19 protein-coding genes, 1 tRNA gene and 1 pseudogene are annotated in these 26,236 nt (G+C 35.2%); 6 read left to right on the top strand and 15 right to left on the bottom strand.

The window, feature by feature from the left end; genetic code table 11:
• Window positions 1-195: 195 nt before the first annotated feature.
• Complete coding sequence (locus STA7437_RS14040; RefSeq protein WP_015194049.1) at window positions 196-1,671, top strand: CIA30 family protein; 1,476 nt, start codon at window positions 196-198, stop codon at window positions 1,669-1,671.
• Window positions 1,672-1,695: 24 nt separating this feature from the next.
• Here the strand turns inward: STA7437_RS14040 and STA7437_RS14035 are convergent, their stop codons facing one another.
• The gene (locus tag STA7437_RS14035) at window positions 1,696-2,370 is read right to left on the bottom strand and encodes a cadmium resistance transporter (RefSeq protein WP_015194048.1); all 675 of its coding nucleotides are present in this window, start codon (window positions 2,368-2,370) and stop codon (window positions 1,696-1,698) included.
• Between the two features lie 595 nt (window positions 2,371-2,965).
• Here STA7437_RS14035 and leuD point away from each other — a divergent pair.
• Together leuD and STA7437_RS14025 are read left to right on the top strand one after the other, a co-directional pair.
• Window positions 2,966-3,562 carry a 3-isopropylmalate dehydratase small subunit gene (gene leuD / locus STA7437_RS14030; RefSeq protein ID WP_015194047.1) on the top strand — a complete coding sequence of 199 codons (597 nt, stop codon included), beginning with the start codon at window positions 2,966-2,968 and terminating at the stop codon, window positions 3,560-3,562.
• Window positions 3,563-3,671: 109 nt separating this feature from the next.
• Window positions 3,672-4,634 carry a pentapeptide repeat-containing protein gene (locus STA7437_RS14025; RefSeq protein WP_015194046.1) on the top strand — a complete coding sequence of 321 codons (963 nt, stop codon included), beginning with the start codon at window positions 3,672-3,674 and terminating at the stop codon, window positions 4,632-4,634.
• Window positions 4,635-4,924: 290 nt separating this feature from the next.
• On the opposite strand, the gene STA7437_RS14020 is transcribed toward STA7437_RS14025, so the two are convergent.
• The 3 genes from STA7437_RS14020 to STA7437_RS14010 all read right to left on the bottom strand — a co-directional run bounded on the left by STA7437_RS14020 (window position 4,925) and on the right by STA7437_RS14010 (window position 8,307).
• Window positions 4,925-6,100: a hypothetical protein gene (locus tag STA7437_RS14020; RefSeq protein ID WP_150109072.1), complete on the bottom strand. Its 1,176-nt coding sequence runs from the start codon at window positions 6,098-6,100 to the stop codon at window positions 4,925-4,927.
• A gap of 244 nt (window positions 6,101-6,344) precedes the next feature.
• Window positions 6,345-7,601 carry a glycosyltransferase family protein gene (locus STA7437_RS14015; protein WP_015194044.1) on the bottom strand — a complete coding sequence of 419 codons (1,257 nt, stop codon included), beginning with the start codon at window positions 7,599-7,601 and terminating at the stop codon, window positions 6,345-6,347.
• Window positions 7,602-8,235: 634 nt separating this feature from the next.
• A tRNA-Thr gene (locus tag STA7437_RS14010) sits at window positions 8,236-8,307 on the bottom strand.
• Between the two features lie 159 nt (window positions 8,308-8,466).
• On the opposite strand from STA7437_RS14010, the gene STA7437_RS14005 reads away from it, so the two are divergent.
• Window positions 8,467-8,757: a DUF3493 domain-containing protein gene (locus STA7437_RS14005; protein ID WP_015194043.1), complete on the top strand. Its 291-nt coding sequence runs from the start codon at window positions 8,467-8,469 to the stop codon at window positions 8,755-8,757.
• A gap of 45 nt (window positions 8,758-8,802) precedes the next feature.
• Here the strand turns inward: STA7437_RS14005 and recA are convergent, their stop codons facing one another.
• Both recA and STA7437_RS13995 read right to left on the bottom strand, forming a co-directional pair.
• Window positions 8,803-9,888, bottom strand: a complete 1,086-nt coding sequence (gene recA / locus STA7437_RS14000) for a recombinase RecA (RefSeq protein WP_015194042.1) — start codon at window positions 9,886-9,888, stop codon at window positions 8,803-8,805.
• Between the two features lie 457 nt (window positions 9,889-10,345).
• Window positions 10,346-11,350 (bottom strand): Gfo/Idh/MocA family protein, encoded by a 1,005-nt coding sequence (locus STA7437_RS13995; RefSeq protein ID WP_015194041.1) that lies wholly within the window; start codon window positions 11,348-11,350, stop codon window positions 10,346-10,348.
• Window positions 11,351-11,741: 391 nt separating this feature from the next.
• Between STA7437_RS13995 and STA7437_RS13990 the strand changes: the two genes are divergently transcribed.
• Window positions 11,742-12,035 (top strand): ferredoxin, encoded by a 294-nt coding sequence (locus STA7437_RS13990; RefSeq protein ID WP_015194040.1) that lies wholly within the window; start codon window positions 11,742-11,744, stop codon window positions 12,033-12,035.
• A 123-nt stretch (window positions 12,036-12,158) separates the two neighbouring features.
• Here the strand turns inward: STA7437_RS13990 and STA7437_RS24935 are convergent, their stop codons facing one another.
• The 4 genes and pseudogenes from STA7437_RS24935 to STA7437_RS13970 all read right to left on the bottom strand — a co-directional run.
• Window positions 12,159-16,685: a hypothetical protein gene (locus tag STA7437_RS24935; RefSeq protein ID WP_015194039.1), complete on the bottom strand. Its 4,527-nt coding sequence runs from the start codon at window positions 16,683-16,685 to the stop codon at window positions 12,159-12,161.
• Window positions 16,686-16,931: 246 nt separating this feature from the next.
• Window positions 16,932-17,537 carry a glutathione S-transferase N-terminal domain-containing protein gene (locus STA7437_RS13980; RefSeq protein ID WP_015194038.1) on the bottom strand — a complete coding sequence of 202 codons (606 nt, stop codon included), beginning with the start codon at window positions 17,535-17,537 and terminating at the stop codon, window positions 16,932-16,934.
• Between the two features lie 128 nt (window positions 17,538-17,665).
• Window positions 17,666-18,634 carry an ion channel gene (locus STA7437_RS13975; protein WP_015194037.1) on the bottom strand — a complete coding sequence of 323 codons (969 nt, stop codon included), beginning with the start codon at window positions 18,632-18,634 and terminating at the stop codon, window positions 17,666-17,668.
• Between the two features lie 168 nt (window positions 18,635-18,802).
• Window positions 18,803-19,012: pseudogene (locus STA7437_RS13970) on the bottom strand (VapC toxin family PIN domain ribonuclease); the annotation flags it as partial.
• A gap of 195 nt (window positions 19,013-19,207) precedes the next feature.
• Here STA7437_RS13970 and ndhD1 point away from each other — a divergent pair.
• Window positions 19,208-20,806 carry a photosynthetic/respiratory NAD(P)H-quinone oxidoreductase subunit D1 gene (gene ndhD1 / locus STA7437_RS13965; RefSeq protein WP_015194036.1) on the top strand — a complete coding sequence of 533 codons (1,599 nt, stop codon included), beginning with the start codon at window positions 19,208-19,210 and terminating at the stop codon, window positions 20,804-20,806.
• A gap of 85 nt (window positions 20,807-20,891) precedes the next feature.
• Here ndhD1 and STA7437_RS13960 read toward each other — a convergent pair whose 3' ends face one another.
• The 5 genes from STA7437_RS13960 to STA7437_RS13940 form a co-directional block, all read right to left on the bottom strand.
• Window positions 20,892-21,227: a hypothetical protein gene (locus STA7437_RS13960; protein ID WP_015194035.1), complete on the bottom strand. Its 336-nt coding sequence runs from the start codon at window positions 21,225-21,227 to the stop codon at window positions 20,892-20,894.
• Window positions 21,228-21,558: 331 nt separating this feature from the next.
• A complete protein-coding gene (locus tag STA7437_RS13955) occupies window positions 21,559-22,800 on the bottom strand; it encodes an RNA-guided endonuclease InsQ/TnpB family protein (protein WP_015192706.1) in 1,242 nt (413 codons plus the stop codon).
• Window positions 22,801-22,978: 178 nt separating this feature from the next.
• Window positions 22,979-23,350, bottom strand: coding sequence for a hypothetical protein (locus STA7437_RS13950; RefSeq protein WP_015194034.1), 372 nt, complete (start codon window positions 23,348-23,350; stop codon window positions 22,979-22,981).
• Between the two features lie 107 nt (window positions 23,351-23,457).
• Window positions 23,458-23,820 carry a hypothetical protein gene (locus STA7437_RS13945; RefSeq protein ID WP_015194033.1) on the bottom strand — a complete coding sequence of 121 codons (363 nt, stop codon included), beginning with the start codon at window positions 23,818-23,820 and terminating at the stop codon, window positions 23,458-23,460.
• A 489-nt stretch (window positions 23,821-24,309) separates the two neighbouring features.
• Window positions 24,310-26,220 (bottom strand): ATP-binding protein, encoded by a 1,911-nt coding sequence (locus STA7437_RS13940; protein ID WP_015194032.1) that lies wholly within the window; start codon window positions 26,218-26,220, stop codon window positions 24,310-24,312.
• Window positions 26,221-26,236: the final 16 nt, after the last annotated feature.

The following is a 26,236-nucleotide window of genomic DNA, read 5'->3' as shown; positions in this document are numbered from 1 at the left end:
TAATGCTTTTTGCCAATTAAAAGCTTCAGAATTTAAAAAAAAAATCAAAAAAGTTTGTTGGTTTGATTGAGTGGTCATTCAACTCTCTAAATTTCCCTACAATGCTGCCTACTCGATTCTTTTCTACAATGACAATCAAGGAAATCGGTAGCAAGCCTGAGTTGAATTAAGACAAATTGATAAAAATCAAAGCTAATGAAAGATAAAAATCGTTCTAAATGGGAAATAGGTAGACTTTGGAAAACCTTAACTTATTTTGAAGTAATTCCTTTAATCAGTAAGATTCAAAAAATATTATCTCCTCTGCAAGCTACCAAAGTAAATCAGCTAGGACAAATTAAAATGGGAAAAATTTTAGTAGTAGGTGCAACAGGTGGAGTAGGAAAACGAGTTGTACGTCAACTGTTAGCTAATGATTATTCAGTAAGAGCATTAGTTAGAGATATTAATCAAGCTCAAAAATTATTTGGCGAGCAAGTAGAACTATTTGAAGCAGATTTTATTATTCCAGAAACTCTTACACCACAGTTAATGGAATCAGTAACAGCCGTTATTTGTTGTACAGGAACAAAAGTTCAACCTGTAGAAGGAGATACTGCTAATCGCGAAAAATATTATCAAGGGATTAAATTTTATCTTCCCGAAGTCGTTGATACTCCTGAAATGGTCGAATATCAAGGCATTAAAAATCTAGTTCAAGTTGTTCGTCAGTATATTCAGCCTACAACTGAGAAAATGTTGTTTGATTTTACTAATTCAACTACTCAAATTAAAGAAATTTGGGGTGCGGTTGATGATGTAGTTATGGGTGGTGTTAGTCAAAGTAATCTCCGTCTAAACAGCAACCGAGCTATTTTTTCGGGCGTGGTTTCTACAGATAATAATGGTGGTTTTGCTTCAGTACGTACCCGTAATTTTAATCCTCCTTTCGATTTATCTGATTATGAAGGAATTGAATTAAGAGTTACAGGAGATGGTAAACGCTATAAATTTATTACTCGTTGTGAAGGTAAATGGGACGGGATTGGTTACTGTTATTCTTTTGATACTATTTACAATTTTCCTACCACGATCCGCGTTCCTTTTCGAGATTTAATTCCTGTCTTTCGCGCTAAAACTGTACCAGACGCAGGTGAGTTTGATTCTAGTAAAGTTTATTCAATGCAATTGATGTTGAGTAAATTTGAATACGACGGTAAGCTCAATCCAAAATTTGAACCAGGCAATTTTAGCTTAGACATAGAATATATTAAAGCTTACGGTAGTAAAGCTAAACCTCAGTTTGTGATGATTAGTTCGGCTGGAGTAACTCGTCCTAATCGTCCTGGAATTAATTTAGCAGAAGAACCACCCGCAGTGAGAATGAATGATCAATTAGGGGGAATTTTAACCTGGAAATTACAGGGAGAAGAAGCAGTCAGAAACAGTGGACTTACTTATACTATTATTCGTCCCTGCGCTTTAACCGAACAACCAGGAGATAAACTTTTGTGGGTTGAACAAGGAGATAATCTTAAAGGTCAAGTTAGTCGAGATGCAATTGCAACAATGGCGATCGCAGCAATCAATTCTCCATTAGCAGTTAATAAAACTTTTGAAGTGAGAGAAGAAACTCAAACAGGCAAAGTAGATTGGCAAGCACTCTTTAGTAATTTACAACCTGATAGTTAATTCAGCAAAAGCGATCGCTTTTGTTTAATTAGAGAACACTGCAATATTAGGTAAAAGTTGATATGTTTTATTTTCAATCAGGATGGTAAGTCCCAACCAAATTAATATAAATGGGAAAATTTTCCGACCATAGCGAGTGAGAACAGGAGTCATTAGAGGATTACGAGTCAGGTGAAAAGAAAGAAAGCACCACAACCCAACAGTCAAATAGCAAACAAATAATATTATCGATAAACTGTGAAAACTACTACTGGCAAACAACGGTACATAGATTCCAATATTGTTGCCTCCATTAGCAATGGTCGCTGCCGAAACACGGTAGGTTTGAGGATCTTTGATCGTTTTCCAGAGCGATTGATTCTGATACTTAAATTTGGTACGAGAGGGTAATTTAACCGATACAGTTTGCACTGTATATTGTTCATCTTCTCGACTTATTAAATGAGTAATCCCAATCAATATAGGAAGAAAACCTAGCAACCCAATCCAGATCTCGGGAATGATTAGACTGCCAAAGTAACCAGGAAGACTGGCAAACACTAGCACACTGAAACCAACATATTCACCAAGAATAATATGCTTGGGGCGAAAAGTGCGATTGATCTTTCCAAAAAAAGCTGTCAAATATATGTTGTCGTCAAAAGTGGTTGCCACAGCAGCAGAGAACCCAATAATTAATGTATTCATTAACCAATTCATATTTTTTCGACTCCACTTGTTTTCTTCTCTAGAAAGGTCAGTTGCTGGAGATTTAATCCCAATTGGAAAAAATAATGAGAAAATTAATAAATACTTAGAGGTAAGGGGTATGAAGTCAGAAGTCACGCGGTACAACGCCTTTGAAAGGCGGTGCCTGCGGGTGACTGGCATTCCACCAGTCAATTTTAATTTATTACCTATTACCTTTTTTTCTTCAATTTATCTCACAATTAAATCAAATTCGTATAATTTGTTTCTCAGCAAGATGCTTTGGTAAAGCCCAATTTCAATGTATGTTTTACAACCAATAGAATCAAATATTCTTTTTTTTTAAATTGATAAATAAAAATGATGGTGTTAGTGAATAAATAATGCTAATGCACCGATAAAAACTAATAATTGGAAATATGACAATAAAATAAAAATAGCCCCTTGAGGGGCTAGCTAAATCTGAAGGAGTAGCGCAAATCCAAGATAATTTACTCGATTATTTGGTTAGCTGTTTATAAATTAGTAGCTAATCGAGAAAAACTAGAGATGACAAAGCACAGTTAATTTTGGATAATATCATTTTGCTATTTCAAGGAAAAATTCTATGAGTAAAATCACACAAATTTTGGGTACAGGAATACCTGTAATTGGGAATGATATCGATACTGACCGAATTATCCCGGCTCGCTTTCTTCGTTGTGTTACATTTGATGGTTTAGGTGAACAAGCTTTTGCTGATGATCGGATTCAAGCTCAAGGAAAACACCCATTCGATCTACCTCAGTATCAAGAAGCAAACATTTTAGTAGTCAATGCCAATTTTGGTTGTGGTTCATCTCGCGAACACGCACCTCAAGCTTTAGCTCGCTGGGGAATTCAAGCGATTGTGGGAGAAAGTTTTGCAGAAATTTTCTTTGGTAACTGTGTGGCGATTGGTGTACCTTGTGTCATTGCCGAACCAGCAACTGTAGCTCAACTACAACAACAACTTCAAAATCATCCTCAAGCTCAGATTGAAGTCAATCTTGATACTATGTCTGTTATTTGTGATGACTTAACTAGCAAGGTTAGGATCAATGAAGGTGTTAGACAAATGTTTCTAACAGGAACTTGGGATAGTTGCGGTCAATTAGTCAATCAAAAAAACCAAATTCAAGCAACTGCCTCTAAATTACCCTATTTAAGTTGGCAAACTACGTAAATCATTCTCGATCGCTGTTAGTTTTCCAGTGCGATCGGGAACTCTATTGATTAGCTATTCTCAAATATTGAATTCAGTTAATCAATTAAACAATCGAAATTATAAATTAATGAATGGTGAAGAACTGTTACATCTTTATCAAACAGGAAAAAGAGATTTTAGTCGCGCTGATTTAAGCGGACTTGATTTAGTTCAAGTTGATTTATCTGATATAAATCTTAGTCGTGCTGAATTAGATTGGGCTAATTTAAGTGGCACAAATCTTACCAGAGCTAATTTAATTAGAGCCGATTTGATTCATGCTAGATTATTTCAAGCTCAATTAGTTGATGCTAATCTCAAGGCAGCGGATTTAGCTGAGGCAGATTTAAGCTGGTCTAATTTAGAAGGAGCAAGCTTACCTAGGGTAGATTTGAGTAAAGCTAATCTCCATAAATCATGTCTCAAAAATACTGATTTTACTGACGCTAATCTGAGTGGAGCTAATTTAAGTGGTGTTGATTTAAGCGGAGCTAATTTGACTCGGGCAGACTTAAGTGGAGCAAATCTCAGTGGTATTGATTTAAGCGGAGCTAATTTGACTCGGGCAGACTTAAGTGGAGCAAATCTCAGTAATGTTGATTTAAGCGGAGCTAATTTAAATAAAGCCGATCTCAGTGAAAGTAATTTACAAAAAGCTGATTTACAACACGCAGCTTTAAAAGGTTCTAACTTACGCAGTGCTAATTTACGTGGTGCTAATCTAACTGGTGCTGTACTCAAAGAAATTAATACTAGTTTGGCAACTATTTCTGAATTAAATTTAGCAGGAGTAAGTCAACCTAGTCGAGTAGATTTAAGTTCAGCTAATCTTAATAAGGCAAATCTTAGTTGCGTAAAACTACAGTATGCTAACTTGAGATTTGCTTTACTATATCAAACTAATCTACAACAATCTAATTTATCTAATGCTAGTTTGATAGATATTTATTTAAGAGGGGCTGATTTAAAAAGTGCTAACTTAAAGAATAGTATTTTGAGTGGCATTAATTTTAAAGGGGCAATTATGCCTGACGGAAGTGTTCATCCTTAAATCTTTAGCTATCTCATACGAAATCCGATTACCAAAACATACTTTTGAGCAAAGATTTTAATTAGGCTCAAATACTTCTGCCTCCGTCCTTCTGCCTTCTCAAAGGCGGTCGCATCGCTGCCTTGACTTGCTTTTAAGCATTGTATCTAAACAGGATTTAGGATCAGTACCTAGATACGATTGATTACACTTTATTTCCTTCTTACTTGGTTCTGTACATCCCACGCGCTATTGTCCCCAAGCATTTCTCAATCATATAAATTATTTTTCAATATTACTTAAATGTATTATTATTTTTGATTGATTATTTCTTTTTGTAAGTTTTTATGTCTATTTTCTTGGATTTTTTTAGCTATTCTTAATTCATTTTGTTTTTGTTTTATCCTCATTTCTTGTTTTCTTTTAGCTTTTTCAAGTCGATTTTTTTGTTCTTGTTCAAGTTTTCTTAAAATTCTATTTTGTTGTTGTTGAAACTCTTTTTTTTCTTGTTCTAATAATTGATCTAGTTTTTTTAAAGAGTCTGATTTAGGATAATTATTTTGAAGATTGATTGAATATGCCGATTGATATTGTTGAGGTGTTATTGTCGCAAATAATGTTGTTTGAGAAGTTGTAATTATATTGGAATTAATTGATAAATGTTGATTCAAGTGATTTGCTTGAAAATTTCTAAAATCAAAGATTACTTCGTTACGGAGTTTATCTAGAGGAGAATCAAATTCTGCCCACCGCCCCTCTAAAGCTTGCTCTGACCATTGATAAATATTACCTTGCCTATTGAATTCAAGTTTTGCGTTTACTGGTGTTCTCGAGTCAAATTCAAGTCTAGTATGATTATTGTTTGAATTAAAAGTGAGTAATTGCGGTACTCTGGAAGAAATTCTTGTCCAACTATTATCTACTGAACCTTGTAATAAGTTTACACTGGGTTGATAATTACTAAAGCTAGCTACATAATGGGGGATTTTTTGTTTTATGATAGTATTAATTGAATTTTTTATTATTCCTGTTTTTTCGTTATTTTCTACTAAGTCAATATCAAAATCATAAACATCTTTATAAATATCATTAAATTCTGATTGGGCTAAAATTGGTATATTATTTGGGGATAAATCATTATTATTAATTGGCTGAATTTGTATTTTTTTAAGACTAGCAATTAAATGGTTAATCAGTTTTGGCTGAGTTGTTTCTAAAGCAGTATAATTAATTTTAGCAACTTGTTCTCGTAAATTAAAAATTTCTTGCTTAGGTTGATTATTCAATAAATATAAAGATGGCAAAAAATCTTGGTCATCATTCAAAAATCCTAAATATTTGCTTTCTATATTATAAAAATCATTATTGAATTTAAATGTTACCGCTTGAGCTTGATTACATTGTTTAATTAACAAAAATAATAAAATAAATATTCCCGTGCCAAATTTACTTGACAAATAAAATAATTTCATAGTTTGTTTAATCACTATTATATTATTTAAATAACTAATCTTTTGTTTAAATAGGTAATTAAGTTTCTATTTAATTAACAATAAAATAAATAGCACCAAGACAAAAATAAAAGATGATCAAAATTTAATTTAAGATAATTATTAATAGTTTTGCTACGCCAAATAAATCTAAATTTTAGGCAAAACTTTTCTGACTAATTATTTTTTTCCAGACTAACATATCAATTGATCATCTATCAGCGTTTTTTACAAGAAAAATTTAAAGATTTTCGCTATTTATATGTAGTTTTTGTATAGTTATTCGAGCTATTTTTTGAGATGCACCTTTGTCTCCCCTCACGGCAATTAATTGATCGCGTATTTGTTGCAGTTTTTCAGGGTGATCAAGATAATCTAATACCATTTCCGCAATTTGATTCGGTTGCAAACGACCAATTAATTCAGGCACAATTTCTGCTTTTGCCCAAATATTTGGCCAAGCAAACAAACGTTTTTGCTTAATTACTAACCAATTAATTAACTTAGCAAAGCTGCTACCAATCCCTGGTAAATTAGCCAAAATTCCAGGTAAACCATCCCAAGCTCTCATCGCATCTAATTGTTGAGTAGGAATCAAAACAATCATTGGAATCGCTAAAGAACCTAGTTCGGCTGTATTTGCTCCTACTGTAGTCAAACATAATTGACATTGAATTAGCTCATCATAAGCAGGAAACTGAGTAATTAATTTGATTGTGGTTCCTCCAGTCGTCACTATTTGCTCTGAGCTAAGATAACCGCCGACACCACCTAGTTGATTAATAATAGGATTCAATTGATGATCGCTATATTGAGCTAAAGTTGTCAAACTTAAAGTAGGAGCAACAGGAATAATAAAAGTAACATCTGGTCGTTGTGCCTGAATTTTCTCTGCGATCGCTAAACACAGAGGTATTCCTTGAGCAAGTTTAGCTGGTTTAGAGCCTGGTAATAATCCAATTACGGGTTTTAGCGGAAGGTTTTTTGTCTGACTGCTCTGATTAATATCAGCAATTAAATCGCCCACAACTGTGAATTTATAGTGATATTTTGCTGGAACTTTAGCCATCACTTCTGGTTTCATCACTGCAAAATGATCTAGCCAACGATACCATCTTGCTTCCCATTCAGCATAAACCAGGGTTTGATATCCTAAACGTCGACCAAGAATTAAAGCGTAGAATTGATCTCCGCCTAGAAAAATGACTATCCCTCGGTCATACCAATCCCAATTATCTGCCGTTTTACCGCTTAGTAAAAAAGAAAAAAAATGTTCCGCCGTTTGTACGCGGTCTACTTCTGGATAGCTTTTCATGATCGCTGCTTCTTGACCCGTACTATGAGGACAAGGAGATAAAACTACGGAAATTCGAGCTTTGGCGCGATCTCTTTCAGGATTTAAATTTAATTCTTGACGTAAAGCTTGAACTACTGGACGCACCCAAGTAGTAATTTCTCCAGGACCATTGGCAAGAATCAAAATATCTACTGAACACATTCAAATAAAATCGATTTTCTGAAACAATGTTGGATACGATTGACGTTCTTCCTATTGTCAACGAGAGACAATTTTCTTGGAATCATTGCTTAAATTTTCTCGTTCGTCAAGTCTTTTTTTCTTACCTCTGTTGTAAATCCCAATTTGTTTTTGGGGGTTAGTGAGGTGAGTAAAACTCTAAATGATAAAATTGTCGTGAATTATAAGCTAAAGCGGGTAGGGGGAATCGAACTTCCATCATTAGCTTGAAAGGCTATAAAAAAAAACATTATATCAGTAATTAGTTCTAAAGTTCTCTGAAGCGAGAAGGATGCTTGCTACCTCGATTGAAACTAAGGTACTAAAATCTAGTCACCCAATGCTTATTAGGTTGATCGACTGCTGACAAACAAGAATGAGACAGATAGTTGTTGATGTAATGTTTTTTGATTTTTCTTGAGCACCACTAGATAATCATTACCGCTTTCGACAATAGCATCCAGTGTTTTTTTAGGTGGAGCTACTTAGCTGTTCTATTTTGTCCATTGCACGATCTAACTTCGATCTAGATTTAAGGTTTAAGTAGGTTTATTTGGGTTTGAATAAGTGTAATGCAATCATACCTAAGAGATTGCCTTAAGCCAAGAAAGGCTTAAGCCGATGATGGGAATTGAACCCACGGCAAACTGATTACGAATCAGCTACTCTACCCCTGAGCTACATCGGCAATGCTAAATAATAGCTTAGTAATATTTTAAAACAACCAGTTGCTATTAGTCGTTTAAATCAGCTAAATCAGCTAAATTCAAGAGATAATCAAGATAGTAATTGCACAACTAAGGAATCATTCCTGTGCTTTACCATCAAAAAAACAAAATAATAAATAATGTCAGATTCATCTACCAAAAAACCAACTTCACGCCCAAAAAGCAAATTATCTCCTGAAAAATATGCTAGGCTCAGAGCGGAAGCTAAAGCTCCCTATCGAGGTTTAAGAAAGTTTTTTTATGTTGCTTTCGGTGCTTCTGGGTTAATTGGTGCATTTGTTTTTCTTGCACAACTAGCAGCAGGAAGAGAAGTTAGCTCTACATTGACTAATTTAGGTTTACAAGTTGGCTTAGTAGCTCTAGTTGTGTGGCTCTTTCGTTGGGAAGAAAAACAAGAAAATAAACAGTAAAAACTTAGATGGGGAAATCAAAGTTATTTACCCCATCCTACTTGTTTATTCCATTAGCTCTTCAGATTCTGAATCTTCATCAGGATCGTACTCACTCAAAGAATTAGAACTTAATACTGCTCCCATTGCCAATTTATCTCGGACTTGTTGTTCGATTTCAGCAGCTAAAGTTTGATTTTCTTCTAGGTATTTAATCGTGTTATCTCGACCTTGACCAATATTTTCGCCGTTATAGCTATACCAAGCTCCTTTACGAACTACTACATCGGTATCTTCCGCCAAATCTAACATACAACCGAGATTAGAAATACCGTGACCAAAAATAATATCAAATTCTGCTACTCGAAAAGGAGGCGCAACTTTGTTTTTGGCTACTTTAACTTTGGCACGAATACCATATTCCCCTTCACTACCCTTTTTGAGAGTTTGTACTCTTCTAATATCCAATCTAACAGAGGCATAAAACTTGAGTGCTGTACCACCAGTGGTTACTTCAGGACTACCATAAGTTATGCCAATTTTTTGTCGGAGTTGGTTGAGAAAAATTACTGTTGAGGCTGATTTACCAATGTTACCAGCAATTTTTCTTAAGGCTTTACTCATCAAGCGAGCTTGCAGCCCTACTTGATTGTCTCCCATTTCTCCTTCAATTTCTGCACGAGGAACTAAGGCAGCTACAGAGTCAACTACAACTAAATCTACAGCAGCAGATCTCACTAATTGATCGACAATTTCTAAAGCAGATTCTCCATGATCTGGTTGTGCTACCAGAAGATTTTCAATATCTACTCCTAAAGCTGCTGAATAAGTCGGATCGAGAGCGTGTTCAGCATCAACAAAAGCTGCTACACCACCTGCTTTTTGAACTTCTGCGATCGCGTGGAGAGCAAGAGTTGTTTTACCAGAACTTTCTGGTCCATAAATTTCGATAATTCTTCCTTTTGGTAAACCGCCACCTAAAGCGACATCTAAGGTTAATGCACCACTAGGGATTGTCTCTACTTTCATTTGAGTAGCATCCCCTAGGCGCATAATTGCACCTTTACCAAAATTGCGCTCGATTTGTTTTAAGACTAAATTGAGAGCTTTTTCTTTATCAGGATTGTTAGGAATATTTAAATTTGTTGCCATAGATCCCTCGATCAATAAAATGCCTAATAATGACGTGAGTTGAACTGTTGTAGTCTCTTCAAGCCTAGGTTGATTATTCTTTCATTGAATAACATTTTCATCAAACTGACTTTAAAAGGCTTATGAGTTTGCTTAGATTTTATAAACTACCCTCGAAGACGATTATCCTGATATTTTGCCTCAACTGTAAGGGGACTTGAAAACCTCGTCATCATGCATGGAAGAAAAAAAACAAAGAAACTGAGAAAATAAACTGGATTTAACGAGCTTCCTACCTTACCGAGACTGGCATTCGGTAAGTACAATCAAACTTGAGTTGTTGCTAGTTAAGTTTAGTTCAGACTTTTGTTTCAATACAAGTGTATTATTACTTATCCTGATTTTAGTCATTCCTTAATCAGTCATTACAGACTACATTATTTCATGAGTTGACAAAAAAATCAACATAATTATCTTATCAAAAATTTAATTGATTTGTCATTATTTGAATTTGATTGGTTTCGGCTGATTGACGGGCTACATCAGCTACTTTTAAGGCTTCTAAACTAGCTTCTGGTTGTAGATAGAGAGGTCGTCCTTCAAGCAAACAATCTAAAACCATCTTAGTATCTTTGGCAAATAAACCGCGACGACTAGTAACTTCAAGAGGAATTATTTCGTTTCCCCTAATTAATTTTCCTGTTTCTCCTTCAAAGATAAGAGTTCCTTGATCTCCATGAATTTCAAAATTTCGATAACCATGCCAAAAAACATTGCCTTTGGCATAGGTAATTTCTGCTATTACACCATTGGTGAAGCGTAATTGGGCATTACATAGACAAGCGGTAAAATAGTTATCCTCAGAAGCATTCCAATAACGAGTTTGACAAGCAACTGTGGCGACAGTACCAAATAAATCTGTTAAACGATGAACCCGAGATAAAGCAGCAGATAAAGGAAAACCAAACATTTCTCGATGATAACTCCAACGTCGAGAAAAATGTTTTTGTGGGCTAATGGTAGCGTAACGGGCATAAACAACATTGCCAACTTCTGATAAATTCTGGCAAATAGCTTGATGGACACCACCAATTAATTCTATATGTTCAACGTGGAGAAGTTTAGATTTAGCTTTAGCCAAGGCGATAATTGCTGCTGCTTGTTGAGGGTTTAAAGCAAGAGGATATTCAACAACCACGTGTTTATCAGCTTCTAAGGCAGCTTGAGCGATCGCACCATGATCTCGATTAATGGTACAGATAAAAATTAAATCTAATTCTGGTTGATTAATTAGTTGTTCCCAAGAGTTAATCGAAGTAACCGAAAAATTTTGACTAAAATCTTGTAATTTCTCGGGAGTATTACCTGTGACGCTGATTAATTTTGCTCTTGAATCTACTGCAAGTGCTTCAGCACGTTTTTTGGCAGCGTATCCCGTACCTACAATTCCAACTTTAACTGGAGGAGCGACTTGAAAGGGCATTAAAAAATTAATAGTTCTAAAACAAATACATTTTGTTATCTAAGCACAGATCATCAATCAAGGATATAACTATAATTAATAGTTATTTTTTAATCAGGTGAAGAAGAAATTAAGCTATTACTAATATTGGTAAATAATTATCTTTTCTTTGTTGCAAGACCGCTATCCTAGCATATTTGACCATGCTTGCTCCCAACTTTTTATTATAAGTAAAACTTATTTTATATTAAATTAAAAATTTCATTACTAATGCCCCCGATACTTGGAATATTTTTCGCGTAGTATCAAAAATGTAACTTATTGAAAAAGTATTAATTTGTTTCTGAGTAGGGAGCAATTAGGCTTCTAAATAAGTAGAAACTGCCGTTTCTTTAGAGAAGAGGAGTAACACATGGCAACTTATAACGTAACTTTAAAAACCCCCGATGGTGAACACACTATCGAAGTACCTGATGATGAGTATATTCTTGATGTTGCTGAAGAACAAGGTTTAGATTTACCCTACTCTTGCCGTGCTGGTGCTTGCTCCACCTGTGCGGGTAAAATTGAATCTGGTTCTGTCGATCAATCCGATCAATCTTTCCTTGATGACGATCAAATCGAAGCTGGCTATGTTCTGACTTGTGTAGCTTATCCTACTTCCGATTGTACTATTCTTACTCATCAAGAAGAAGAACTTTACTAATACTAAAAGTAAAACTATTAAAACAATCTCGTCTGTACTTGCATTGAGTATAGGCGAGATTTTGCTTTATACTTTAACTGTAACTGTTACTGGTTGATTGATAACTGATAACTGTTCACTGATTTATTGCCATTGTTGCAGTTGAGCAAGATAATCTTGTAATTTGTTGGTAATTTGGGTGCTTTTCCTTTCAAAGTTAGCAGCGATCGCAATAGCGACAATTCCTGTGATCAACCCAACAATCCATTTGAGGAAAGAGTAAGTAAAAATCAGAATAATCAGTTGATAAATAATTGTCAGGATAAAAGTAATTGTACCGATGTAGAGAAAGGCTCGAATGCGTAAGCCTAAACCAGCTAAAATAAAAACTAAAGCGATCGCACTCGGAATTATTCCTGTTTTCTGATACAAAATTAACGCGACTATACAAATTAAACTGCTACCAAATGAACGAAAATAATGACGCAGTTGTTTACGAGTTTGTAATTGAGGATCGAATTGGGCAATATAGAGAAAAGATAAACCAATAACTAAAGCAAACCAAATTGGTTCACCATTATTTCGCCAACTATAGCGAATTATTCCCCAGTCAATTAATCCTAGACTGAGATAACTCCAACGTACATTTCTTTGATGGTAAGCAATTCGCAGATAAAAAGCAGCAGTGGCAAGTAAACTCAAGTAAGAAATATTTTCTGCTGTAACTAATGCCATTAAAGCAGGAATTACTAAAGCTGTGCGTCGCCAAGGAGTTGATCGCCAGCCAAAATTTTGCCAAGGTATTTGATAGATAGCTAGGGCAATTATACAAGTAATGATTGCACGCCAAGGATCGAAGATACTGAGTTTGGTAATAATTAAACGACTATAGACTATCGTTGCAGCTATTTCGACTAACCCTACATATACCCACCAGTCATTAATTGTTGAGAGATATTTTTTTTCCTGCCTCTGTGCTTCTCTGCTTCCTTGCGCCCTTTCCTCTCTACCTTGAATAATGGCGTAAGCACCCAGACAGAAACTAATACCAATGCTTAATAACGTGAGACGAGGAGTAACAGTTTCAATGGCAATACCAGCAGCAATAATTTTTAGAATACTTGCGATCGCCCAATGTACATGAGCAGCGATTATAATTTGATTGAGGCTAAAGTTAAATAAAAACTGTTGTTCTCGACACCAAAAAGCTAAAATTCGATAAAAAATGGCAATTACCCCAGCAACAAAGGCTAAAATTGTTAACGCATCAGCAATACTTCCGCCTGCGCTTTGTGTCATTTGATAAATAGCTAATTCATAGATAGCTAGAGTAATACCTGCTAAGGAAAGATAGCTAATGGTTTTATTTTCTCTACCTGGATAACTACCGATACCAATTCCAGTTAAAGCTGCGCCTAAAGTAATCAAGCCAGTAGTAGCAGTAAAATAGGGTAGTCGCCACAGGATTCCTAAAACAAGATAAATGATTGATAGATGATGTAAGTTATGCCAATTTAAATTGAAGGTATTATACCTAATTGTTTGTAGAGGTGAATGGTTATTCGTTGTAGCGATCAATCGTGCCAACCAATTAATCAACCAAAGAGATAGAAATGCCAGAATAATGTTAGCAGCAGCAAGAGCAATTTCATTCCCACCAACTAGGATAATTAAACTAAATACTGATAATTCGATTGTCCAAGCAAAAGCATATAAAATTTTTGGTGTTGGTTGTTGATGATAGCGAAACCAAATTGCACCACTAATTAAAATTGAAGAAAGTAAATATTGCCAGTTAATTCCGATTTGTTGATAAGTTAAGTCTGAAAAAGCAAAGTTTAAATAAAATAGAGTCAGTATAATTAATTCAACTGCAATTAAAGCTTTTGACCAGGAATCTGCTGCTTGGGCGTATTTGTTTTTTAATTTTCTATGTTTAGTCTTTAAAACTTTTCGTTCGTTAGCATAAAAATTTTTAGAAGTATAAAGTAAAAATTCTCTAATTAAATAAAGAATAACAATTATAATAGCTCCTGTAACTAACCAATTAGAAAAAGAAAGTTTTTCCCAAAGTAAGCTGCTAATTAAAATTAACCCAAAACCTAAATGGATTATCGCTATGTTAGTTTCGCGAAAATAGAAACTATTAATAAACATTAATCCTATTGCCACTACAAGACTGATTAATCTTGTCTCTGAATTATTAAAAGTGAGAAACTGCACCAAAATTAAACTAAGAGAGCTACAAGCAGCAGTAAGTGTGCGTTGTTTCCAGCGACTAAATCTTACAATTACAGTTAACATCAATGGAGTTAATAACCAGATCAATCTCCAATAAGGATTGGAAAAATAGAATAAGCAAACATAACTAATTCCTGTGAGTAATAAACCTAAATACCAACTACTACGATGCCAAGTTTTGCTCTCAAGTACTTCTTGTCTTCTACCTCCTATGGGCAAAAGATTAAAAGTTAAATTATTAGAAGTAATTTGATACAAATAAATCAACCATTCGGTAACTCCACTGAATAATAAAATAATGCCCCAAATTTGCTGGCCCAGAGGTGAACCAACCCAATCAATGAAGCTAAAAACTGTAATTAGCCCTAAAGAGTGAGTTAAATAAATTAAAATAATTTTATAGGGTAAATAAAAAGTATTAGTAAATAATAATCCGGTTGTTATAGCTAAACTAATCGATCTTGTATCTGGTTGCCACATTGTTAGCAATTGTGCCAAAAGTAAAGTAAAACAACTCAACAATGCAGCTAATTGACGTGGTTTTCTACGACTAGATTTGGCAATTATAGTTAACATCAATGGTGTTAATAACCAAGTTAAACTATAACTAGAAATAATTGAGGTATTTACAGGATGAGCCTGTGGCAAAAAGCAAACATAACTAATGCCTGCTAGCAACAAACCAAAATACCAACTACTGCGATACCAAATTTTTTGATAACGAAAATTTTTAACGGAAAATCGACGAAGATAAACTAGCCATTCCGCGAGCATTAATAATAAGAAAATAATGCCCCAAATTTCACGCCTTGGAGGCGAAGAAAAACAATTAATTACACTAACAACTGTTACTAAAGCTAGTAAATGAGTAAAATAAATTAGTCTAATTCTAAGCGGTTGGCGAGTAGCAGCAACATAACCAAGAGTAAAAGTAGATAATAAAAGATTAAGCGATCGCCATACCGGATTGTACCAACTTAATAAAGTTAAAACTACACCAAAACCTAAACTTAACCATTCTCCAAATAAAGCTAATTGTGGTTTTTCTTGACGATACAACCAGTTAGCAATACCAACAAATAAAATTAGATAGGGAAACAGGGTAATGCTATAAATCGATTCAGGTAAAAAGTCTACTTTGGTAATTGTTTCAGATAAACTAATAAAATTTGCTCTAAATTGAATTGGAATTAATTCTTTTATTAAAAATAAAGTTTTTAAACCAATAAAAAATATTACTAATAAATCTAATTTTTGCCAATAAGTTTGTAATCTTACTTGAAAAAGATGCAAAGCTAAACCACAAACAGCTATTGCTTGCCAAGGATACAATTGAACCTGAGCAAACCAAACAATTCCAGCAACAATTCCGCCTATAAATAATAAAATCAAACCAACGGTTTCTAAACTTTGATTAATAATTTTGTGATTATTGATTGATTGATAATCTGTACTTGTTTCCTGTTCAGTTGAATAAGTTTGACTTCGCTCCAAATAAATAACTGCTAACAACCAACCACAAATACTAATTGCTAATCCTAAACTAGTAACGGAAGTTTGAATTAGTAAAGTCCTAAAAATTAATAAGAACCAAGTAGCTAATAATAGTAATAAATTTTTAAGCTGATAGTGATATTTTTTTGATAAATAGTAAGTTGAACTTGCAATGGCAATAATACCAAAATATGCTGCTAAAACTGGAAAATTAAAAATATGCCAACCCAAATGAAAATAGCTTAATAATAAAAAAATTGGCACAAAACTAAAACGGATATATTTAGGTTTTTGATTATATTGCCAATAGGTAATTCCTGTTAAACTAAGAAAAGCGATCGCAATTACTAACCAATCCCCAAAATTATTTCCTAAACTAAAACTATTAATTCCCCAAAAATTAATTGGAACAAGTAAAATTGCAATACTTTTCAAACTTTGCGAAGTTAAACTTAAATTAGCTTGTTTACCTAACCAAAAGCCAACTAACCAAAAACTTAAAGTATAAGTTAATAGAATTAAATATTGACCTACTGTAGGAAAATTATGCCATTGAGTAGCAGCTAAAACACCAGAAGATAATACAACTAAAAATATTCCTAAAAATAACAACCAACGAATACTTAATTCATCAAGAAAAGCTTGCCAAATTTGCTCAACAAGATTAGGTTTTGATGACGTTTTTACTATTGATATAGGATCGATTGTTGCTGTTTGTACTGGTTGAGGAGAGCTTGTTTCTTCAACTTGATAAGGAACTTTGACTATTTCTATTTCAGGAAGAGGACAAGTTAAATAATTACGACATAAATTTTTCACTTGAGACTCTTTAATTAATCCCAAACGCAACCAATTATCTAAACCGATTAATAATTCCGTCTGAGAAGCTTTGGTGTATATTTCTAGTTTAATAAAGCGGTCTGAGTCGTTAGACATGAGAAAATCAAAATAACAACTTGCTTCATTTATATCCTAAAAATATCTAAGCTTTTATCAAGTTTTGGTAAGGTAATCAATAATCGTAAGATAATGGTTTAAATTATTAATATTATTTTTTATCAAAAAAGTCCAAGTACACTAAAATATATAGCGATCGCGAATTAATTACAAATTTCTTGTGAACAAAAAGAATCAAATTTTGATTGGTTTAATCAAGTTAATTACAATTAATTCAACATGAGTTTAAGCTGGTACTGCCATACCTTTTTTTACTGCTGAACGTTGTTGCATTGTCTCTACCCATCGTTTTAAATTAGGATGATGATCTAGAGTTAATCCCATAAATTGATAACCTGCTACCCAAGGAAAAGTAGCCATGTCTGCAATCGAATAATCTTCACAAATAAATGTTCTGTCAGTAAGTTGTCGATCTAATACACCATATAGTCTTAAAGTTTCTTTTTGATAACGTTCAATAGCATAAGGAATCTTTTCAGGGGCATAATGATTAAAGTGATTGTATTGACCAAACATAGGGCCAACACTTCCCATTTGAAACATCAGCCATTCTAAAACTTGAAAACGTTGTTTTGTTTCGGTCGGTAAAAATTTTTCGGTTTTTTCTGCCAAATAAATTAAGATTGCGCCAGATTCAAAGACAGTTAGATCAGCATCGCGATCAACGATCGCAGGTATTTTACTATTGGGATTAATCGCAATATATTCTGGTGTGAATTGTTCGCCCTTGGTAATGTCAATTGTATGAACGTTATAGTCTAATTCCAATTCCTCTAACATGATAGAGATTTTGCGACCGTTGGGAGTCGTAAAAGTGTAAAGATCGATCATGAAAAACCTTCAGTAAAGTTAATTTGAATTACCTTATTTAGTATAGTTATTTTAATAAGTTGTCAGAGCGGTCTCGCCTTTGGTATTCGCTATTTTGTGATAGAGGTTCATCAAGTTAAGTTTAATACCTAATTTAAACCAAACTGTCTTTGTTCCTTTTCTTTAACTGGAATTATATCTCCTTGTTCAATAGGAACTACCTGATGAAAATTAGCATAATGAAAATAGCGATCGCCATTGGGTGATTTATAAATAATATCCATCAAACGATGATTAAACAGAATTTCATGAGCAGCATAAACATGGTGTAAGTTGAGAGTATAAGAAGCAACCTCATCAATACCCGTTAGTGAAACCATGATCTGAGTATGAGTTTTTTCTAAAATTTCTGGACTTAAGCCGTATAAAGGACTATTTTCATCGATAGGATGCATAGCAGTCCAAGTGAGACTAAAACTAGGAGAACGAGAGCGTAACAGTTTTAATTGACGAATTCGATAATAAAACTCCCCTTCAGTGGTCATTTCATCCCGTAACAAATAAACTTTGGTTTGAGTTTCGAGAATGTAATTACGTCGATGATTTGCCATGCGAAACATCAAAGTTGGTACGCCATTATGAGTAGCAATTACGGCAAGCTTACTAAACACCACACGGGCAGTCGGTTTAGCAAATCGAGCAAAAGTCAAACCTGTAACTAAAGCAATAGTTATTAAACTGGCGATCGCTTCAAAAGTAACAATGATGTTAGCATAAGTAGTTTTCGGAGAAATTACACCATAACCAATTGTGCCGAAGGTTTGAACACTAAAAAAGAACGCATCTTCAAAATTAATCGGTCTTGGTGAATCTAAGCAATCCCCACCTAGCAAATACATTACAGCAAAAAGAGCATTGATAGTTATGTAACTCAGAGCAACTATGGCAAAAAAACCACCCCAAGGAATTGCCAACATTAAATGATAAGGATCATCAAAATAAGAACGCCAACTTCCCATGCCATCAATTTCAAACTTCCCATCTCTTTTTGCTAGACGAATAGGATTGGAGAAGCTATCAAATTTCTTAAGGCGCAGCCAGTTAGGTCTGAGTCTCATAAGTTTTAGAATTTAATGTATTGCTAAAAATATAGATTAATTCATCTGTACAAAAAAATTGTAACCAGCAAGAGAGAAAAAAAAATTTGTGCGATTAAATAAAAAGAAACTTACAATTAGTACTTTTTGTAGAGACAGTCTTAAAATTAAGGCGATCGCTTTATCATTCTATTCAGGTAGAAAAATTCTCTCAAATGGTTGTTTACGATAACGTCGATAGATATCAAAATCACTATCTAAAGTTGCGATCGCGCTAATATTTAAACGTTCTGAAATGGCAATTAAACTTAAATCGGCAAAATCTCCTGGCAAGTCTGCATATTGAGCATTTAGTTCAGCAATGCGAGTAAAATCTTGGGTTAATAAAGACACACATTTAAGACATATATGGTAATTCATATGCAATTTCGCTCCCGATCTGCCTGCAATAGTTTTACGCTTCGGTGATATTGATCTTTATGCTCTAAACAATTTGTTAAGAATGAGCCAAGTTACTGGAAATACCTTAGATCATGAAAAAGGAAAAGACTTAATAAGTAAAATTACCAAACCAATTTCTCGCTCTCCTAAAATATGGCAAATTTTCCTTGGTTAACGACAATCATTCTTTTTCCTATCGTCGCCTCGTTTGCGATTCCTTTTATTCCTGATAAAGATGGCAAAACTGTACGATGGTATGCCCTAATTATCGGGTTAATTGATTTTGCTGTAATTACCTACGCCTTTTACACTGGTTATGACTTGAGTAACCCCAATTTACAACTAGTAGAAAGTTACTCTTGGATACCACAATTAGATTTAAAGTGGTCACTCGGGGCAGATGGGTTGTCTATGCCTCTGATTCTTCTGACTGGCTTTATTACCACTTTGGCTATTATGGCAGCTTGGCCAGTAACTTTTAAACCGAAATTATTTTATTTTTTGATGCTGGCAATGTATGGCGGACAAATAGCCGTGTTTGCCGTACAAGATATGTTGTTGTTTTTCCTCGCCTGGGAATTAGAACTAGTTCCGGTTTATCTAATTCTCTCCATTTGGGGTGGGAAAAAACGTCTTTACGCTGCGACCAAATTTATCCTCTATACCGCAGGAGGTTCTCTATTTATTCTGGTTGCAGGTTTAACCATGGCATTTTATGGTGATACTGTCACCTTCGACATGAGTGCGATCGCAGCTAAGGATTATGCTCTTAATCTGCAATTATTCTTGTATGCTGGCTTTTTGATTGCCTATGGTGTCAAATTGCCTATTTTTCCTCTGCATACTTGGTTACCTGATGCCCACGGTGAAGCAACTGCACCCGCTCATATGTTACTGGCTGGTATCTTGTTAAAGATGGGTGGTTATGCCTTGCTACGGATGAATGCTGGAATGCTACCCGATGCCCATGCCATTTTTGCCCCTGTGTTAGTCATTTTGGGTGTAGTTAATATCATTTATGCAGCCTTAACTTCCTTTGCCCAAAGAAATTTGAAACGCAAGATTGCTTATTCTTCGATTTCCCACATGGGTTTTGTTTTAATTGGGATCGCCTCTTTTACCGATTTGGGTGTCAGTGGGGCAATGCTACAAATGATTTCTCACGGTTTGATTGGGGCAAGCTTATTCTTTATGGTAGGAGCTACTTATGACCGTACCCATACCCTGATGCTAGATGAAATGGGTGGTGTCGGACAGAAGATGAAAAAAATCTTTGCCATGTGGACTACTTGTTCTTTAGCTTCTCTAGCATTACCTGGAATGAGTGGTTTTGTTGCAGAATTGATGGTTTTTGTTGGTTTTGCTACCAGTGATGCTTACAATTCTACTTTCAAAGTAATTATTGTTTTCTTAGCAGCAGTAGGCGTAATCCTAACACCTATTTATCTCCTTTCCATGTTGCGAGAAATGCTTTACGGGCCAGAAAACAAAGAGTTAGTCTCCCATACCAAGTTAATTGATGCTGAACCTAGAGAAGTATTTATTATTGCTTGTCTGTTAGTACCCATTATTGGTATTGGTTTGTATCCCAAAATAGTCACTCAAATTTATGACTCTACTACTCATCAATTAACCGCATTACTGCGTAATTCTGTACCTAGCTTAGTAAAAGAAGCGTCTATTTCTCCAACTAATCAGTATTCAATGATGTCTTTATCTGCACCAACCATCGAGGTAGCTAGTCACAGATAAGCTCAATTTTCAATCAACAAAATTAGTTACAAATAAATAAAGGTTGGGTTAAAGATTACTAAGACCCAACTTTTTATTTTTTTATTTAGTAAGGATAAACAGGAACATTAATATCAGTTTGGAATTGATCAGCACTGTTGTAAACACCTTGGTTAGTCACGTTGCCGATACCTGAAGTAGCACTTTGGTTTTGTCCAGCTTGTACGGATTGTTGAATTTGAGGATCGATACTGTAACCATCTAAACCTAATTGAGTTTGAGTTAAATCGTTGGAAACAGCTTGATTAGTAACATTACCAATACCATGAGTGACAGCAGTATTAGAACCAGCTTGAACATTGCTTTGTGCTTGCCCGGCAAAGGCAGCTACGGGAGAAAGAGCTAAAGCGAGAGTGGAGATGATTAGTGCAGCTTTTTTCATTGTTCTAGACCTTTAAAGTAATTTTGTTTGATTTTTGCTTTCAATTACTAAGTATGTTGGTAATGATTTTTTTATGCAGAGGTTTAGAAAAATTTTTTTCAGTAGATTAACAAGCTTGATAACAAAACAACTATCAGACTACGCAAATATGTTAGGACAAAAAACCCTGTAAGGAGTGGTTGGCGAAGTTGCCTCGCCAACTTCAGACCCCACACACAGCCCCTCCGCTTCATGAATCGCCCCTACGATTTATAATGATGTCCTAATCTTTCTTTGTACTGCTATAACATTGACATCCTCACCGCACTTCTAGGGCGGTGATTCCTAAGACTCACGACTTAGGTTTCTGTTTCCTTCCGCTGTGCGCGGTTTTTCGCAACTGCCTACGCGAGTTGCTCATGGGGGAAACCCCCAAGACCGCACTCGCTCCTTTAACACTATGGTTATCGGGTCTTATGTCCGCTCCACAGACAATCACTGCGAGTCCCGCAGCGAGTATATTTTTTCCAGCGTTGATGTCTCTATCAATGCCTGTTGTCTTACAGCTAGGGCAATCCCAACTGCGAATATTCAAAGGCAACTTATCCATTACAAAACCGCAATGGTGACATCGTTTAGAGCTAGGAAAAAAGCGGTCAATCTTGACCAATTTTCGCCCGTACCACTCACATTTATATTCAAGTTGACGAAACATTTGACAGATGGCAGCATCGCTAAGAGAACGAGCCAGCTTGCGATTCTTAACCATGTTGCTCACCGCCAAGTCTTCAATAGCAATCAAGCTATACAAGCGAACCAAGCGAGTAGTCAATTTGTGCAGAAAATCGGTACGAGCATCTTTAATTTTGGCGTGTATTCTGGCTACTTTAAGTCGCGCGCGCTCTCGGTTACTAGAGCCTTTGGTTTTCCGACTCAGTTCCTTTTGTGCGCACGCAAGCTTCTGATACAGCCGATTAAAATGCTTGGGATTAGCTATCTTGTCACCATCACTGGTACTAAGCAGACTAGAAACACCAACATCCAATCCAATCTTTTGCTCAGTTGGTGGAAGTACTTCTACGGTATAATCATCAACCAACAAAGAAACGAACCATCTACCAGAAGGTTCGAGTTTAACAGTAACAGTCGATGGTTCGCATCCTTGTGGAAGATACCTCGACCAAACGATATTCAATGGTTCGCTGCACTTAGCCAGCCAAACTTTACCATCTCGGTACTTAAAAGCCGACTTGGTAAATTCTGCCGAACCACCATTACGTTTTTTCTTAAAACGAGGATATTTAGCTCTTTTGCCCCAAAAGTTAGAAAAGGCTTTTTGCAAATGCCTCAAGCATTGCTGCAAAGGTACGCAGCTAACCTCATTGAGAAAATCAAGTTCTTCGGTTTTCTTCCAACTGGTCAACAAACTAGAAGTTTGTTTGTAATCAATTCTTGTTTGTTTTTCATACCAAGCGATTGTTCTTGCAGCCAAAGCTTTGTTGTAGACCAAACGCACACAACCCATTGTCCGTCGCAAGAGATTTTCTTGCGATAGTGTTGGGTAAAAGCGAAACTTGTAGGCACGTTCAGTCATGCCTCACATTTTAACACGTTTAATGTAAAGCCGTCCTAGAAGGACGGGGTTTCTACCCAGGAATTTTGATGAAGCTAAAAAAGCTGAACCAAGCTAATGATGATTTATTGAGAGTAAATCAAGCGCTATTTGCTAAATTTTCTTGAAAAAGTGTAATTGCTTGATATTATTCATCTCTTTACAATGGTTGTCCAAGCAACTGTTCAATTTTATGCTTACTGCTTTTGTGCCAACTAGCTTCATTCCAAACCAAAATGACTTCGTAATATTTTTCCTGCTTATTTGGATGCCATCCTGGATCATGTTCAATCCACATAGTTTTGTTAGGAGCAAGACCAAAACGATAACAAACCAAGTGAATTAGCTGTAGCATCATCCCGTTCAATGCTATACTCGAATCTTCTGGAAGTTGAGAGGCAATTACTATAGCTGTATCAAAAGAAAGCTTATAAATTCTCAGACGACATTGACAGTCGATACTATACCCATTTGGTTGCCAGGTAAAGATCGTATCTACAGTGAGAACGGCTGCTGACTGTATTTCTCCCATCTGCACTTCTTTTAAAGGTAGCTTTTTGATAAGCCTTCACGCTTAATGAGACTAACCTATTTCGATCATGAAGCAAAATTAAGTTTTTTCTTTAAAATATTAAATATCTATTTCTCACCAATATAAGCTTTACGAGTTCTGCGGTTGAATAAACAAAGTACTTGAGTTTTTTGGTTGTTCATGTGAGGTTGTTGATAGTGACCTTTTATAGATAGAGCATCATAACCTACTTCATCACTAAAAAGAATGATTTTGCCAACAGGCTGGGGGTTACGAAGTTTACTGGCTTGAAAACATTTAGAAATTACTTCTTGTTGATGTTTTTCCCAAGCTTCAGGAGAAGATGCCTTTGCTTCAAGGTTGATTAAACTCAAGCTAGCTAAGATAATTATTCCTTTAAAGAAAATCTTGTAGATGTGGCTGAAGATTTGGACATCTAATTGAGTAATTATTTTTTTTTGGCTGTTCATTAGCTTAATTAGATTGATGATAATTAACTGTGGCTATAAACTTTTAATTTAAAAATGAAGTTTGCTGTTTACAAGATATTCATACCTTAATCAGCCGAAAATTACTAGAAGTTACTCAAAAAATTCTCACTTAATATCCCAGAATACAACAACCAGGTAAGGAAGATTGGTCAATACCTCCTACGTTACATATGATGTTTTAATACACATAACATAAGGCTATAAATTTTTAGCTAAAAAAATAAGCAGGAGAATAGCTTACTCTCCTACTTTATTGATCGCAATATTTAAATAGTTTTTGCTCTTGGTGTAACAAAAATGGGAAAAGATTTATTTAGCCTCCAGGCATAGTACCTGTGGGATTTTCACGATTTCCTGCTGAGGTATCTTTTTGTTGCCAATTGCCATCCCCAAAAAAAAATAAATCTTGAATAATCTTTCTTTAGTCGTAAATTAAGTTCAGCTTGAAGAAAGAAATACCAAAAATGACTAGGAAATAGTGCCAATTTCTTTTAAATAAACTTGTTCGATTAGTTCTTCTGCTTCTAATTCATATTGTTCTAGTAACCCTTTCCGTTTGATGGTAATTTCTCTGCCTTGTTTAATTACTACCGTAGAATCTGAAAAAACATCTCGTCCTAGGATCATTTCTGTTTCACTAGGATCTTCCAATACTACTAAATTACTACCGTGATAAAACATTCCTTCTGCTTCCAATGCGTCTTCATCATATTCAGCAATTAGTAAGTCTAGTTTGGGGTTGCGTAGCAGATTAAGAACATTGGTGTTGTAATGACGATTGAGGATTTTTTCGGAACGATTAATTAAGATGCCCTCACGACAAACTGCGCCAATTGTCCAATCAGGATGAGACATTAAAATGCGATCGCATAATTTTTGGAGTTGACGAATTGAGACGCGATTAAAGGTAATAATCGGAATGCGGGCATTTTTTTCTGTTTCAAAAAAGGTTTCAAGAATACGGGCAGTCACATCGACTGGTTCACCAATGGCTGGTTTGAGGTGCATATAAACCCCTGGTGCAGCATTAATTTCAATGATGCCAAAACTAGTTTCTTTCCATGAACGAGCAACATCGTTAGTAATAATATCAATTCCCAAACAGGTGAGACGAAAATGTTGAGCAATATCCTGCGCCAAAATAATATTATCAGGATGAACTCTGTTAGTTGCATCGAGGCTAAATCCTCCCGAAGAAAGATTGGCGACTTTGCGTAAATATACAGTGCGATCGCGTTCAATTACCCTATCTAAATCTAATCCTTGTTCTTCTAAATAAAGATGCATCGCTTCATCGGTTTTGATTTTACCCATCGGGGAAGTAGGAGTATCACTACGATTAGGCGAATAATTTTCTTTTTCAATCAGTTCGGCAATAGTTGAATAACCATCTCCAACTACATAAGCTGGTTTTCGTTCGGTAGCTGCTACAAATCTACCATTGACGCAAAGTAAACGATAATCATGTCCTGCAATACTATTTTCGACAATAATACAAATTTTTTCTTCTCGGGGAATACCTGCTACAGCGCGATTATAAGCTGCTTCTAATTCTATTTCATTCTGTACGTCGGCTGTAACACCAATACCTTTATGACCGGCAACGGGTTTAACCGCCACAGGATAACCAATTTCTTCTGCTACTTCCTGTGCTTCTGCTAAAGAAAAGACTACATCTCCTCTAGGAACGGGAAAACCTAATTCTTGCAGAAATTTTTTACAATCATCTTTTTGGGTAGTAAAATCAGAATCTAAATGACTATCAACGTCAAAGGTAGTAGCAATTCCACGTACCTGTTGTTTCCCGTAGCCATATTGCATTAAACCTTCATCCCAAAGATAAAAAGTGGGAATGTTTTTTTCATTTGCTGTACGTAGAAGTGCATAGACTGTAGGGCCACCGTAAACCGAGTTACGAAATAATTGTTGTAAGATGGTAATCTGTTGCGATAACTCAAATTCTTCGCCTTGGGTAATAAACTCAAACCAATCCCAAACACAATAAACGACTTCTTTAGTTGTTCGGTGATGAAGAGACTCGATCGCAATTCTATTAATTTCTTCTATGGGTTTAACACTCCAACTTTTTAGGTGTAAATCCATTTCCAATTTATTGACTTCAGCTACAGTAGAAGCAAATAACTCTGCATAAGATTGATATTCAATTTCTTTAAGGCGGGGATAGCGATCGCCAATAACAGTCAAATAATTTTCTATTGGTAGTGGTTGGGCAGATTCTGTAAATGCGAAGTCAAAAACTAAAGCTGCTTTATTTAAATAAGGGTTTGCACCTACATATTGTTTAATATTAAAAATATCAAAGACATCTGTGGTTCTGGCGTTGATACGAATTGGTTCGACAACTTGTTTAGATAACATTGTTGGATTCTCTAAT

This window comes from Stanieria cyanosphaera PCC 7437 (genome assembly GCF_000317575.1).
Lineage (GTDB): Bacteria > Cyanobacteriota > Cyanobacteriia > Cyanobacteriales > Xenococcaceae > Stanieria > Stanieria cyanosphaera.
Note: the sequence above shows the minus strand (reverse complement) of the source record. Positions and strands in the feature narration are given on the sequence as shown.